Source organism: Magnetospirillum aberrantis SpK, from assembly GCF_011022235.1.
GTDB lineage: Bacteria > Pseudomonadota > Alphaproteobacteria > Rhodospirillales > Magnetospirillaceae > Magnetospirillum > Magnetospirillum aberrantis.
Genome location: NZ_JAAIYP010000047.1, coordinates 12,867 through 26,839 on the forward strand (window position 1 = coordinate 12,867; position 13,973 = coordinate 26,839).

General features: G+C 69.3%; 5 protein-coding genes. All 5 read left to right on the plus strand.

Annotated features, from left to right (window positions below; all coding sequences use genetic code 11):
- Positions 1–129: 129 nt before the first annotated feature.
- The 5 genes from G4223_RS19045 (at position 130) to G4223_RS19065 (ending at position 13,950) form a co-directional block, all read left to right on the plus strand.
- Entirely contained in the window at positions 130–5,031 is a 4,902-nt protein-coding gene (locus G4223_RS19045) for an alpha-2-macroglobulin family protein (protein ID WP_163683024.1), read from the plus strand.
- Complete coding sequence (pbpC, locus tag G4223_RS19050) at positions 5,028–7,103, plus strand: penicillin-binding protein 1C (protein WP_163683026.1); 2,076 nt, start codon at positions 5,028–5,030, stop codon at positions 7,101–7,103. Before G4223_RS19045 ends, pbpC begins: the two co-directional genes overlap by 4 nt.
- A gap of 120 nt (positions 7,104–7,223) precedes the next feature.
- A complete protein-coding gene (locus G4223_RS19055) occupies positions 7,224–10,547 on the plus strand; it encodes a transglutaminase family protein (RefSeq protein ID WP_163683028.1) in 3,324 nt (1,107 codons plus the stop codon).
- Between the two features lie 11 nt (positions 10,548–10,558).
- Complete coding sequence (locus tag G4223_RS19060; protein WP_338086936.1) at positions 10,559–13,078, plus strand: circularly permuted type 2 ATP-grasp protein; 2,520 nt, start codon at positions 10,559–10,561, stop codon at positions 13,076–13,078.
- Positions 13,075–13,950, plus strand: a complete 876-nt coding sequence (locus G4223_RS19065; protein WP_163683030.1) for a transglutaminase family protein — start codon at positions 13,075–13,077, stop codon at positions 13,948–13,950. Before G4223_RS19060 ends, G4223_RS19065 begins: the two co-directional genes overlap by 4 nt.
- Positions 13,951–13,973 lie beyond the last annotated feature (23 nt).

The following is a 13,973-nucleotide window of genomic DNA, read 5'->3' on the forward strand; positions in this document are numbered from 1 at the left end:
GCCAACCTCCAAAAGTGAACGTTCACTCACATTCACACATTCCGTTGCATCCGTCAACAGCCCTTGGTTGAACGCCGCCCGGTAATGGGCGATGATCCGGCACGCACGACCAACAGGGGGTTCGGGGAAATGCGTTACGGCACGCTTGTCACCATCGCGGCCTTGGCATTGGGGGGAATTGGTCTCGGCGCCTGGGGCGTCAAGGACCTTCCGCGCTTTCACATTCCGGCCCAGCCGGCGGCCCAGGTCTCCTCGGCCCCTCGCCCCGCTCCGGCGCCCGCCGCGCCGCGGCCGGCCTCGGTGACGCCGGTCCGTCAGGCGACGCCGCAGCCGTTGGAAGGGGTCAAGCCGGGCGAGTTGGCCTTTCGCCGGGTAACCGTCGAGACCGGCGCCGAGGCGGCCGAGGCGTGTCTGGTGTTTTCCGCCCCCCTCGACGCCAGCGGCGCCACCCGCTACAGCGATTACGTCCAGGTCCCCGACGGCGTGCGCGCCGGATTTCGCGTCGATGACACCCGGCTGTGCCTGTCGGGCTTCTCTTTCGGCGACGAATACACCCTGACCCTGCGCCCCGGCCTGCCCGCCGCCTCGGGCGAGAAGCTGGCGGTGGAAACCCCGGTCACCGTCGGTTTCGAGGACCGCCCGGCCAGCGTCGCCTTCGGCCCCGGTTTCGTGTTGCCGCGCGAGACGGTCGAGGGCTTGCCGATAACCACCGTCAACGTCACCCGCCTCGACATGACCGTCTACCGCGTCGGCGACCGCCTGTTGGCCCGCATGCGCGAGAATCTGGTCGAGGACCGCAAGTTCTATCCCTACGAGGCCGCCGACGTCGCCAACGACGAAGGCCGCAAGGTATGGAGCGGTTCCATGGACGTGTCGGGGCCGCGCAACCAGGCGGTGACCAGCCTGTTCCCGCTGGCCCAGGCCATCGGCAAGGCCGAACCCGGCGCCTATCTGGTCACCGCCCGGAACCCCGACGCCACCAGCCGCGACGAAGACGGCTATTCCTACGATTCCGACTACGCCCCCATGGCCGGGCAATGGGTGGTGCAGACCGATCTCGGGCTGACCAGCTTCAACGGCGCCGACGGCCTGACGGTGTCGGTGCGTTCGCTGGCCACCGCCAAGCCGCTGGCCGGGGTGCGGCTGACCCTGATCGCGCGCAACAACGACGAGCTGACCCAGGCCACCACCGGCGCCGACGGCATCGCCCGCTTCGCACCGGGATTGTTGCGCGGCACCGGCGGCATGGCCCCGGTCATGGTGATGGCCTATGGCGGCGAGGATTTCGCCTTCCTCGACCTCAGGCGCGGCACCTTCGACCTGTCGGACCGCGGCGTCGACGGCCGCGCCCCGGCCGGCGCGGTGGACGCATTTTTGTACACCGAGCGCGGCATCTACCGCCCCGGCGAGACGGTGCACCTGACGGCGCTGGCCCGCGATTCCAAGGCCGCCGCCATCGCCGACAGCCCGCTGGTGGTGAAGATCCTGCGTCCCGACGGCAAGGAATACCGCCGCGTTACCGTCGCCGACCAAGGGTCGGGCGGCGGCGCCGTGGACATCAAGCTGCCGGCCAGCGCCAACCGCGGCAACTGGCAGGCCACCGCCCATGTGGACCCCGAGGGCGAGGCGGTGGGCAGCGTCGCCTTCGAGGTCCAGGACTTCGTGCCGCAACGGCTGGGCCTGACCATCGGCGAACGTCCCCAGGTGCTGAAACCCGGCGACGTCCTGTCCATCCCGGTCGAGGCGCGGTTCCTTTATGGCGCCCCGGCCGCCGCGCTGGGGGGCGAGGCCGAGATGATCGTCGAGCCGGACCCGGCGCCGTTCCCGAAATTCAAGGGTTATCGCTGGGGCCTGCCGAACGAGAAGTTCGGAGGCGAGCGGGTGACCCTGGCGGTGTCCGACACCGACGACAACGGCGCCACCACCGTCACCGGACAGGTGGGGACCGCCATCCGCTCCAGCCTGCCGCTGCGGGCCGACATCGGCATCGCCATCCGCGAGCCGGGCGGGCGCACCACCGGCGAACACGTCATGATCCCGCTGCGCACCGCCCCGGTCGCGTTGGGCGTCAAGCCGCGTTTCGACGGTGCGGTGCGCCGGGGCACCGACGCGGTCTTCGACGTGGTCGCGGTGAACGAAACCGGCGAGGCCATCGCCAGGACGGGCGTCGTCTACAAGGTGTTCAAGGACGTCTCGACCTGGCAATGGTACCGCTCGGGCTCGCGCTGGCGTTATGAACGCATCGCCCGCGAACGCGAGGTGGCCTCGGGCCGCGTGGACATCGGCGCCGCCGAACCGGCCAGCCTGCGCCAGATGGTCGATTGGGGATCGTACCGCGTCGAGGTTCGCGACGAACAAAGCGGAGCCGCCACCTCGGTATCGTTCTGGGGCGGCTGGTACGGCGACGCCACCGCCGACCGTCCCGACCGGCTGAAGCTGGCCGCCGACAAAGCCGGCTATGCGGTGGGCGAGGTAGCGCGCCTGCACATCGATTCCGAACATGCCGGCGAGGCGTTGGTGGTGATCGCCAACGAAAGCGTCCACGAAACCCGTACCGTCAGCGTGCCGGCCGGCGGCGGCGACGTGGACATTCCAGTGCGGCCCGAATGGGGACCGGGCGCCTATGCCCTGGTCACGCTCTATCGGCCGCTGTCGGAAAAGCTGGGCCATGCCCCGGTGCGCGCGGTGGGCGTGGCGTGGCTGGGCCTGGACGCCGCCGCCCGCACCCTGGGCGTCAACATCGGCAGCCCCGAACGCATGGTCCCGCGCCAGACCCTGTCGGTGCCGGTCACGGTGACCGGCGCCGGAAGCCACGCTTTCGTCACCCTGGCGGCGGTGGACCAGGGCATCTTGCAGCTGACCCGCTTCAAGACCCCGTCGCCGCAGGGCCATTACCTGTCCAAGCGCCGCCTGGGGGTGGGCATGCGCGACGATTACGGCCGACTGATCCGCGGGCTGGCCGGCGGCGACGACCAAGGCGGCGATTCCTTCGGCGGCAAGGGCCTGGACGTGGTGCCGACCCGCACGGTGGCGCTGTTCTCGGGCGTGGTGCCGCTGGGGGCCGACGGCACCGCCGCCATCGCCTTGGACGTTCCCGACTTCCAAGGTGAGTTGCGGCTGATGGCGGTGGCGTGGGACGGCGACAAGGTGGGATCGGGCGAGACCCGGCTGACCGTGCGCGATCCCCTTGTCGCCGAAATCATCCTGCCGCGCTTCCTGGCCCCCGGCGACCAGGGCCGGGCCACCGTCCTGATGCACAACGTGGACGGGGCCGAGGGCGGCTACGCCCTTGCCGTGTCGCGTTCCGGCGCGGTGGCGGGCGAGACCACCCACCGCACCCTGAGCCTGGGCAAGGGCAAGCGCGAGGTGTTCACCGTGCCGGTGTCGGCCGCCGCCGCCGGCGTCGGCCGGGTCGAATTGTCGGTCAAGGGGCCGGGCGGGTTCGCCATCGCGCGCGACTGGCCGATCCAGGTGCGGCCGGCGCAATTGCCCGAAACCCGCCAGAACGTCGCCGCCCTGGCGCCGGGCGAAAGCGTGGTCATCGATTCCACGGCGCTGGACGGATTGTTGCCCGGCACCGGTTCGGCGGCGCTGGGGTTGTCGCGCTGGCAGGGCATCGACGTGCCCGGCCTGTTGCGTTGGCTCGACCGCTATCCCTTCGGCTGTCTGGAACAGACCACCAGCCGGGCGCTGCCGTTGCTTTACTTCAACGACATGGCGTTGCTGGCCGGCCAGCGGCGCGACCAGAACATTCCCGAACGGGTACAAGACGCGGTCGAGCGGGTGCTTGACATGCAAAAGCCCGAGGGCGATTTCCGCATGTGGGGACAATGGGGATCGGACGCCGACCCGTGGTTGTCGGTGTTCGCGCTCGACTTCCTGACCCGCGCCGCCGACAAGGGCTATGACGTTCCCGCCGCCGCCCTGACCCAGGGCCGGCAATGGCTGAAACGCGCGGCGGCCACCGGCAACGCCGAAGTGCGCGCCTATGCCATGGCCTTGCTGGCGGCCAAGGGCATGGCCAATGCCGGCGACCTGCGCTACTTCCACGATTCCCAACCGCCCAAGAGCGCCATGGCCCACGCCCATCTGGGGGCGGCGCTGGACGCGGTCGGCGAACGGGCCCGCGCCGCCACCGCCTTCGAGGCGGCGCGCAAGGCGCTGGCCGCCAACCCGACCGATTACGTCGAGCTGCCTTATGGCTCGCATCTGCGCGACGCCTATGGGGTGGCGGCGATCATGGCGGCGTCGGGCCGTGCGGCCCAGGTGTCCCAGGTGCTGGAACTGGCCGGAACCCTGGGCGCCCCGCCCGAGGAGACCACCACCCAGGACAAGGCCTGGATGCTGTTGGCCGCCGCCGAGATGGCCAAGAACAGCGCCAAGCTGGCGGCCGAGGTGGACGGCAAGCCGGCCCCCAAGGGCGATCCCGTCTCGCTGCCGCTGGCGGCCGACGATCTGGCGCGGGGGGTGACGGTCAAGAACGTCGGCGACGGGCCGCTGTTCCGCGTGGTCTCGACCGAGGGCGTGCCGGCCGAACCGTTGCCGGCCGTCGCCAACGGCGTCACCATCAACAAGCGCGTCCTGACCATGGACGGCCAGCCCGCCGACCTGTCGGCCGTCCATCGCAACGACCGTCTGGTGGTGGTGGTCGAAGGCATCGGCACCAGTCAGGTCAGGGGCACCTACGCCATCTTGGACCTGTTGCCCGCCGGCTGGGACGTCGAGGGCGTTCTGCGTCCCGAACAGCCCGGCTACGACTGGGTCGGCCGGCTGTCCGAGGCCGAAAACCGTCAGGCCCGCGACGACCGTTTCGTCGCCGCGATCGCCTTGCCCAATTGGCAAATGGACCGGTCCGACCCCGATTACCCGTCGCGCCTCTGGAACTCCGACACCTGGGACTTCCGCGTCGCCTATGTGGTGCGCGCGGTGACGCCGGGGACGTTCGCGCTGCCGGCGGCCAGGGTCGAACATATGTACGCGCCGCGCATCCGGGGCCGGACCGAACCGGGCCAGACGGTCATCGGCGAATGATCCCGCTTCCACGAATTCTCAATTCGTGGAAGCGTCCTGCGGCCAGGCGGGCGCTGGGGATCGGACTGGCGGTGACGGTGTTGGCCGTCGCCGCCGACCGGCTTTCCCCGCCCGACCTCGGGCGGTTCGAGGACCGCTCGACCGTGGTGCTGGATTCCGACGGCCGGCTGTTGCGCGCCTTTCCCAGTCCCCAGGACACATGGCGCCTGCCGACCCGTCCCGATCAGGTCGATCCCCTGTACCTTGCCATGCTGCGCACGGTCGAGGACCGGCGTTTCGGCTGGCATCCCGGCATCGACCCGCTGGCGGCGCTGCGCGCGATGGGACAATGGGCACGCCACGGCCGGGTGGTCTCCGGGGCCTCGACCCTGTCCATGCAGGCGGCACGACTGTTACAGCCCAAGGCCCGCACCTGGGGCGCCAAGGTCGAGGAAAGCTTGAGGGCGATGCAGCTTCAGGCCCGGCTGGGAACCGACGGCGTGCTGGGGATCTATTTGACGCTGGCGCCATTCGGCGGCGCATTGGAGGGGGTGACCGCCGCCAGTCTGGCGTGGTTCGGCAAGGACCCGGTCCATCTTGGTCCGGCCGAGGCGGCGTTGCTGGTGGCATTGCCGCAATCGCCGGAACGGCTTAGACCCGACCGCCACCCGGCGGCGGCGCGGGCGGCACGCGACCGGGTGCTGGACCGCGCGGCGGCGGCCGGCATCATCGCCCGCGACGTGGCCGAGGCGGCCAAGACCGCCGACATCCCCGCCTTCCAACGCCCGCTGCCCATGCAGGCCCCCCATCTGGCGGAGCGGCTGGCGACGGCCGCGCCACGGGGTGCCGTCATCCGCACACGCATCGACGGCGGATTGCAACGCCGGCTGGAAGCGCTGGCACGGGCCGAGGCCGAACGGCTGGAACCCGGCGCCGACGTGGCCATGGTGATCGTGGCCAACGCCGACCGCCGGCTGTTGGCCAGTGTCGGCGCCGCCCACTGGCTGAGCCGCCAGACCGACCTGACCCTGGCGACACGGTCGCCCGGTTCGACATTGAAGCCCTTCATCTACGCCATGGCCTTCGACGACCTGTCGCTGCATCCCGGCACGCTGATGACCGACATGCCGCAACGCTTCGGCCATTGGCGGCCCGACAATTTCGACCACGATTTCCACGGCACCCTGACCGCGCGCGAAGCCTTGCAGCGCTCTCTCAACATTCCGGCGGTGCAGGTGCTGGAGCGGGTCGGCCCCATCCGTTTCGTCGCCCTGATGCAGCAAAGCGGAATCCGGCTGGCCTTTCCCCCCGGCGGCGAGGAACCGGGCCTGCCGCTGGCCCTGGGCGGGGTAGGCATCCGGCTGCTCGATCTGGCGACGCTGTATGCCGCCCTGGCCGATGGCGGCCGGGTTCTGCCGCCGTCGATCCTGGCCGACACCCCACCGCCCGAGGCCCGACGTCTGGTGGGCGAAGCGGCGGCCCGCGCGGTGTTGACCGTGCTTGAGGACAGCCCCGCCCCCGATGGTTTCGCCCAAGGCTCGGCGGTGGCGCGGGCCCGCCGCATCGCCTTCAAGACCGGCACCTCGTTCGGCTTCCGCGATGCCTGGACGGTGGGAACTTCCGCCGATTACACGGTGGCGGTGTGGGTGGGCCGGCCGGACGGCGCCCCGCGCCCCGGCGCCATGGGGCGCGGCACCGCCGCCCCGGTGCTGTTCCGCGCCTTCGACCTGTTGCCGCCCGACCACGCGCCACGGCCGCGCCCGACCCAGCCCGACCACGCCCTGTTCCACCGCGCGCCGCCGCCGGCCCTGGCCCGACTGGAGGCCGAAAGCAGAACGGATGGCGGCGCCGCCGCCCCCTTGCGCATCCTGTTCCCACCCGATGGCGCCATGGTGGAAAGCCTGGACGACGGCATCGGCCTGGACGCCGCCGGCGGACACCCCCCCTATCGCTGGATCGCCGATGGCCGGCCGCTGGGCGGGGAAACCCGCTTCTGGCGCCCCGAAACCGAGGGTTTTTCCCGTCTGGTGGTGACCGATTCCGATGGCCGCCGTGCCGCCGTCACCATCCGCGTCAGCGTGCCCGGCGACTGAACCGGACAACAACAGTGCCGTGTCTAAAAAATATGCACCGCCATTCGTGCACATTCTTTGAGCCACTCCCGAAGGATGTGCTAGCCTGTTTCCCTTGATCGAACCGTTCCCGGGGAAAGCATGGGTATCCGCGTCAAGCTGCGTCACACCACCCGTTACACCTATGACCGCCCCGTCAACCTGTCGCCACAGGTGGTGCGCCTTCGCCCGGCGCCGCATGCCCGCACACCGGTTCTGTCCTATTCGCTGGACGTCGAGCCCAAGCCCCATTTCATCAACTGGCAACAGGACCCCCAGAGCAACTGGCTGGCGCGTCTGGTGTTCCCGGACAAAACCACCCAATTCGTGGTGGACGTCGATCTGGTGGCCGACATGTCGGTGGTCAACCCGTTCGATTTCTTCCTGGAGCCGGCGGCCGAGCATTTCCCCTTTCAGTACGATCCGGCGCTGGACCACGAGCTCAAGCCGTTCCTGTTGCGCGAAGAGGCCGGGCCGCTGTTGAGCGCCTTCCTGGCGACCATCCCGCTCGACCCGCCGGCCCAGACCACCAACTTCCTGGTGGCGCTGAACCAGCGCCTGCAACAAGAGATTTCCTACACCATCCGCATGGAACCGGGGGTGCAGACGCCCGAGGAAACGTTGTCGCTGCGCTCGGGGTCGTGCCGCGACAGCGCTTGGTTACTGGTGCAGGTGCTGCGCCATCTGGGACTGGCCGCGCGTTTCGTGTCCGGCTACCTGATCCAGTTGGTGCCCGACGTCAAGGCACTGGAAGGACCGGTGGGCGCCGAGGTCGATTTCACCGACCTGCATGCCTGGACCGAGGTCTACCTGCCCGGCGCCGGCTGGATCGGCCTTGACCCCACCTCCGGCCTGTTGACCGGGGAAGGCCACATCCCGCTGGCCGCCAGTCCCGACCCGTCCAGCGCCGCCCCGATCACCGGCGCGGTGGACCCGTGCGAGGTCGGCTTCGAACACCACATGGAGGTCATCCGCGTCGAGGAGACCCCGCGCGTCACCAAGCCCTATACCGAGGAACAATGGGCCGACATCCTGGCCCTGGGCGACGCGGTGGACCAGCGGCTGACGACCGGTGACGTGCGGCTGACCCAAGGCGGCGAGCCGACCTTCGTCTCGGCGCTGGACATGGACGCCGAGGAATGGAACGTCTCGGCGGTGGGGCCGACCAAACGCGCCTATGCCGACCAGTTGATCCGCCGGTTGCGCGACCGCTTCGCGCCGGGCGCGCTGATCACCTATGGCCAGGGCAAGTGGTATCCGGGCGAAAGCCTGCCGCGCTGGGCTTTTTCCCTGATCTGGCGCGAGGACGGAGAACCGGTGTGGGGCGATCCGGCCCTGATCGCCACCGAAGAACTGGACCATCATCCCGACGTGGAAACGGCACGGCGCTTCACCGCCGCCCTGGCGGAGAACCTGGGCGTCGATCCGGCCTATGCGCACCCGGCCTACGAGGACCCGGTGCATTACCTGTTGCGCGAACAATCCTTGCCGATAAACGTCGATCCCGAGGATTCGCGCCTTGCCGACCCCGAGGAACGGGAGCGGCTGGTCCGCGTGTTCCGGCAAGGGCTGGGCACGCCGGTCGGCATGGTGTTGCCCCTGCAACCGTGGCAGGCCCAAGACGGCCATCGCTGGCTCACCGGCCCCTGGCCGACCCGCGACGGCCGGCTGTTGGTGCTGCCCGGCGATTCGCCCCTGGGCTTCCGCCTGCCGCTCGATTCCCTGCCTTACATCTCGGCCGACGACTATCCCTACCATTCCGAACGCGACCCCATGGAGCCACGGCCACCGCTACCGGAGCGTCACCGCATGATGACGGCCCGCGTCCCCGGCGGCGGCGAGGCGGCGGCGACACAGGTCGCGCAGGTGCCGGGCATTGCCCTGCGCCCGCGCCAGACGCCGAAGGGACTGGTGTCGGACGGCGTGCGCACCGCCTTGGCGGTGCAGCCGCGGGACGGCCACATCAACGTGTTCCTGCCGCCGGTGGAAAGCGCCGAGCAATATCTGGATCTGGTCACCGCCGTCGAGAACGCGGCGCGCCAGACCAACAGCCCGGCCCGGATCGAGGGATACCCACCGCCTCATGACCACCGGCTCAAGGTGCTGAAGGTCACCCCCGATCCCGGCGTCATCGAGGTCAACGTGCAGCCGGTGGAATCGTGGCGCCGTCTGGTGCACGACACCCAGGCCCTCTATGAAGAGGCGCACCAGTGCCGGCTGGGCACGGAAAAATTCATGGTCGATGGCCGCCACGTCGGCACCGGCGGCGGCAACCACATGGTGTTGGGCGGCGCAACGCCCTATGACAGCCCATTCCTGCGCCGCCCCGATCTGTTGGGCAGCCTGATCCGTTTCTGGCAGAACCACCCCAGCCTGTCCTATCTGTTCTCGGGCCTGTTCATCGGCCCGACCAGCCAGCACCCGCGCGTGGACGAAGGCCGCGACGATTTCCTTTACGAAATGGAGATCGCGCTTTCCCAATTGCCGCCCAAGGGCCGCGACTGTCCGCCATGGGTGGTGGACCGGGTGCTGCGCAACGTCTTGGTGGACGTCACCGGCAACACCCACCGCACCGAAATCAGCATCGACAAGCTTTACTCTCCCGACGGCCCCACCGGACGGCTGGGACTGGTGGAGTTCCGCGCCTTCGAGATGCCGCCCCATGCCCGCATGAGCCTGGTGCAGCAATTGCTGCTGCGTGCGCTGATCGCCCGGTTCTGGGACCAGCCCTACACCCAGCCGGTGGTGCGGTTCGGGTCGGCGCTTCGCGACCGCTTCATGTTGCCGCACTGGCTGGAACAGGATTTCAACGAGGTCCTGGAATGGCTGGCCCTGGGCGGCATCCGTTTCGACCCGGCCTGGTTCGCCCCACATTTGGAATTCCGCTTCCCGCTGGTGGGCGAGGTGTTCCACGCCGGCATGCGGCTTGAACTGCGCAACGCGCTGGAACCATGGCACGTCCTGGGCGAGGAGCCGGGCGCCGGCGGCACCGTGCGCTATGTGGATTCCTCGGTCGAACGGCTTCAGGTCAAGCTCTGCAACCAGGCCGGAAACCGCTATGTGTTGACCTGCAACCGTGTTCCGGTGCCGCTGGCCGCCACCGGCACGGCGGGCGAAGGAGTGGGCGGCGTGCGCTATCGCGCGTGGGGGCCGGCGTCTTGCCTGCATCCCACCATCGGCGTCCATTCGCCGCTGGTGTTCGACCTTGTCGATTCCTGGACCGGAATCAGCGTCGGCGGCTGCACCTATCACGTCGCCCATCCCGGCGGGCGCAGTTATGATACCTTCCCCGTCAACTCCTACGAGGCCGAGGCCCGGCGACGCGCCCGCTTCTTCGCCTTCGGCCACGCACATGGGGCATTGACGCTTCAGCCGGCCAGGGTGCATCCAGACTATCCCAACACCCTGGACCTGCGGCTACAATAGGACCCTGTCGCGTGCTGACCGAGGAGCTGACCATACCGGCGTTCTATCGCCCCACCGAGCAGGGCCTGGACGAGATGATGGCCGAGGACGGGTCCGTCCGTGCCCATTGGCAGGCCTTCGCCACCTCCTTCGCCGCCCTGTCGCCCGCCGATCTGGCGCGGCGGTGGGAATTCGGCCAGACATTGCTTCAGGAAAACGGCGTCACCTACAACGTCTATGGTGATCCGGCGGGACTGGAACGGCCGTGGCAGCTTGATCCCCTGCCGGTCATCCTGTCGGCCGGGGAATGGGCGGGAATCGAGCGCGCGGTGATCCAGCGCGCCAGCCTTCTGGAAGCGGTGATCGCCGACCTTTACGGCCAGCGCCGGCTGATCCGCGAACGGCTGATCCCGCCATCGCTTCTGCACGCCAATCCCAACTTCCTGCGCCCCCTGGCCGGCACCCGGCCGCCACAGGGCCGTTTCCTCGACACCTACGCGGTGGAACTGGCGCGCACCCCGGACGGCGGCTGGCAGGTGGTCGCCGACCGGACCGAGGTCCCTGCGGGAACCGGCTACGCGCTGGAAAACCGCACCATCGTCAGCCGCGTGCTGCCGGAATTCTTCCGCGCCATGCCGGTGCGGCGGCTGGGTCCCTTCTTCGACACCATGCGCGCCACGCTGCGCGCCCTGAGCCCACGGCGCAACGACGACCCGCGCATCGTGCTGATGACGCCCGGCCCCTACAACGAGACCTATTTCGAACACGCCTTCCTGGCCCGCCACCTTGGCCTGACCCTGGTCCAGGGCGAGGATCTGACGGTTCGCGACAACAAGGTTTTCCTGAAGACCCTGACCGGCCTGCAACAGGTGGACGTCATCGTCCGCCGCACCACCGGCGAATGGTGCGATCCCTTGGAATTACGCGGCGATTCCACCCTGGGCGTCGCCGGTCTGGTCCAGGCGGCGCGCACCGGTACCGTCGCCGTGGTCAACACCCTGGGCAGCGGCCTGTTGGACGGCAGCGCCATCATGCCGTTCCTGCCCGGCATCGCCCACGCCTTCCTGGGCCAGGACCTGCTGTTTCCATCGGTGCCGTCGTGGTGGTGCGGCCAGGACGCGGAACGCGAGACCGTATTGGACAACCTGGAGCGGCTGGTGCTGCGCCCGGCCTTTCACAACCGCACCCGACCGGTGGTCGGCGCCGGCCTGGACACCCCACAGCGCCAGGATCTGATCGCCGCCATCCGCACCCGCCCCTGGGACTGGGTGGCCCAGGAAATGGCCGCCATATCCACCGTGCCGGTGTGGACCGAAGGCGGGCTGGAATCCCAGCACATGGTGATCCGTCTGTTCGCCATGGCGACCGAGGACGGCTGGACGGTGATGCCCGGCGGACTGGCCCGCGTCTCGCCGGCCCGCGACCTGTTGGCGGCGCGGCTGCAAAGCGGCGGCGGCGGCAGCAAGGACGTGTGGGTTCTGTCCGACGCCGCCACCACCGCCCAGACGGCACCGCGCGCGGCGGCCGCGCCGGTCCGTCTGACCCGTGGCAACCGCGACCTGCCGTCGCGCGTCGCCGACAACATGTTCTGGCTGGGCCGTTACGTGGAACGGTGCGAGATCATGACGCGCAAGCTGCGTGCCGCCGTCTCGCAGATCGAGGAAGCGCTGGACCAGGGAGACGAGGCCCGCGCCGCCTATGGCGTGCGGGTCATGGGCAAGCTGGGGCTGTCGCTGCCGGCCGGGATCGAGCGCATGAAACCGCACAAACTGGGCGGCGCGCTGATGGCCCATCACGGCGACCAGGACACCGGCGGTTTGGCCAGTACCGGCGAACGTCTGGGCCGGGTGGTGGCGCATCTGCGCGACCGGCTGTCGGTGGACACCTGGCGTGCGCTTCAGCAATTGCGTGACCGTATCGTCAAGCTGGACCGCGAGGACGGGCGCGGCGTCGCCGCCAAGCTCAACACCATCATCCTGACCGGCGAGGCGGTCAGCGGACTGGCCATGGAGAACATGACGCGGGGGCCGTTATGGCTGTTCCTCGACACCGGCCGCCGGGTCGAGCGCGCCATCACCGTGGTCGACACCATGGCCGGCGCGCTGTCCTGGGCCGACGGCGAGGACGAGGTGCCGCTCGACCTGCTGCTCGACATTTCCGACAGCACCATGACCTATCGCTCGCGCTATCTGGCGGCGCCGCGTCTGGCCGGAGTCATGGACCTGCTGTTGGCCGACGAAACCAACCCGCGCTCGCTGGCCTTCCAACTGGAAGCCTTGTCCGACCACATGGACCGTCTGGCGGCGCTGGCCGGCGGCGACGGTTTCCTGCGCCCGGAACAGCGTCAGATGACCGTGCTGTGCGGCATCGTGCGCACGCTCGATATTCCGGTGCTGTCCAGTTTCGACATCGACGGCGGCTACCACGACGCCGAACGACTGTTGGAAAACATCCGCTCGCGTCTGTGGGGCGTGTCCGAGACCCTGACCCGGCAGTATTTCACCCACGCCCAATGGCGCCTGCCCACCGCCAGCCTGGACTACCTGCCATGAGGTATCGCGTCCGCCACGTCACCACCTACCATTACGGCGAAGCGGTGCTGTTGTCGCACCACGCGGCCCATCTCAGCCCACGGGTCTGTCCCGGCCAAAGCCATGACCGGGCACGCCTGGACATCCTGCCGGTTCCGGCGGTGCGCGACGACGGCAAGCTGGATTATTTCGGCAATCCCATCACCTTCTTCACCATCCAGGATGCCCACGACCGCCTGACGGTGGACGCCAGTTTCGAGGTGGAAACCAGCCCGCCGCCGCCCTTGCCGCAACTGGACCGCACGCCGTGGGAAACGGTGGCGCAAGAGTTGGCCGAAGGCACCGCCCCCCATCTGGCCCCGGCGCTGGATTTCCTGTTTCCGTCCTATCAGGTGCCGCAACTGGCCGAGGCCAGAAGCTATGCCGAGCCCAGCTTTCCCCCAGGCCGGCCGCTGGTCGAGGCGGCACTGGATCTCATGCACCGCATCCACGCCGACATCGCCTTCGATCCCGAGGCGACAACCGTCGGCACCCCCCTGGCCCAGGTCTTCGCCGAACAGCGCGGCGTGTGCCAGGATTTCGCCCACATGGCCATCGCCGCCTTGCGCGCCATGGGACTGGCGGCGCGCTATGTCAGCGGCTACATCCGCACGCAGCCGCCGCCGGGCAAGGAAAAGCTGGTGGGGGCCGACGCCAGCCACGCCTGGGCGGCGGTGTTCCTGCCGGGCTGGGGCTGGCTGGACATCGACCCCACCAACGACTGCCTGGCCGGCGAGGATCACATCACCGTGGCCTGGGGCCGCGACTACGACGACGTCAGCCCGTTGCGCGGCGTGGTGCTGGGCGGCGGCCACCACGACATCAACGTCGGCGTCGACGTGGCGGAAGCATAGCTGCGTTACGAACACCCCCCCTT

What these genes read in the sequence shown, in the direction of transcription:
- G4223_RS19045 (WP_163683024.1), top strand. Translation starts at nt 130, where the DNA reads ATGCGTTACGGCACGCTTGTCACCATCGCGGCCTTGGCATTGGGGGGA.
- pbpC (WP_163683026.1), top strand. Translation starts at nt 5,028, where the DNA reads ATGATCCCGCTTCCACGAATTCTCAATTCGTGGAAGCGTCCTGCGGCC.
- G4223_RS19065 (WP_163683030.1), top strand. Translation starts at nt 13,075, where the DNA reads ATGAGGTATCGCGTCCGCCACGTCACCACCTACCATTACGGCGAAGCG.
- G4223_RS19055 (WP_163683028.1), top strand. Translation starts at nt 7,224, where the DNA reads ATGGGTATCCGCGTCAAGCTGCGTCACACCACCCGTTACACCTATGAC.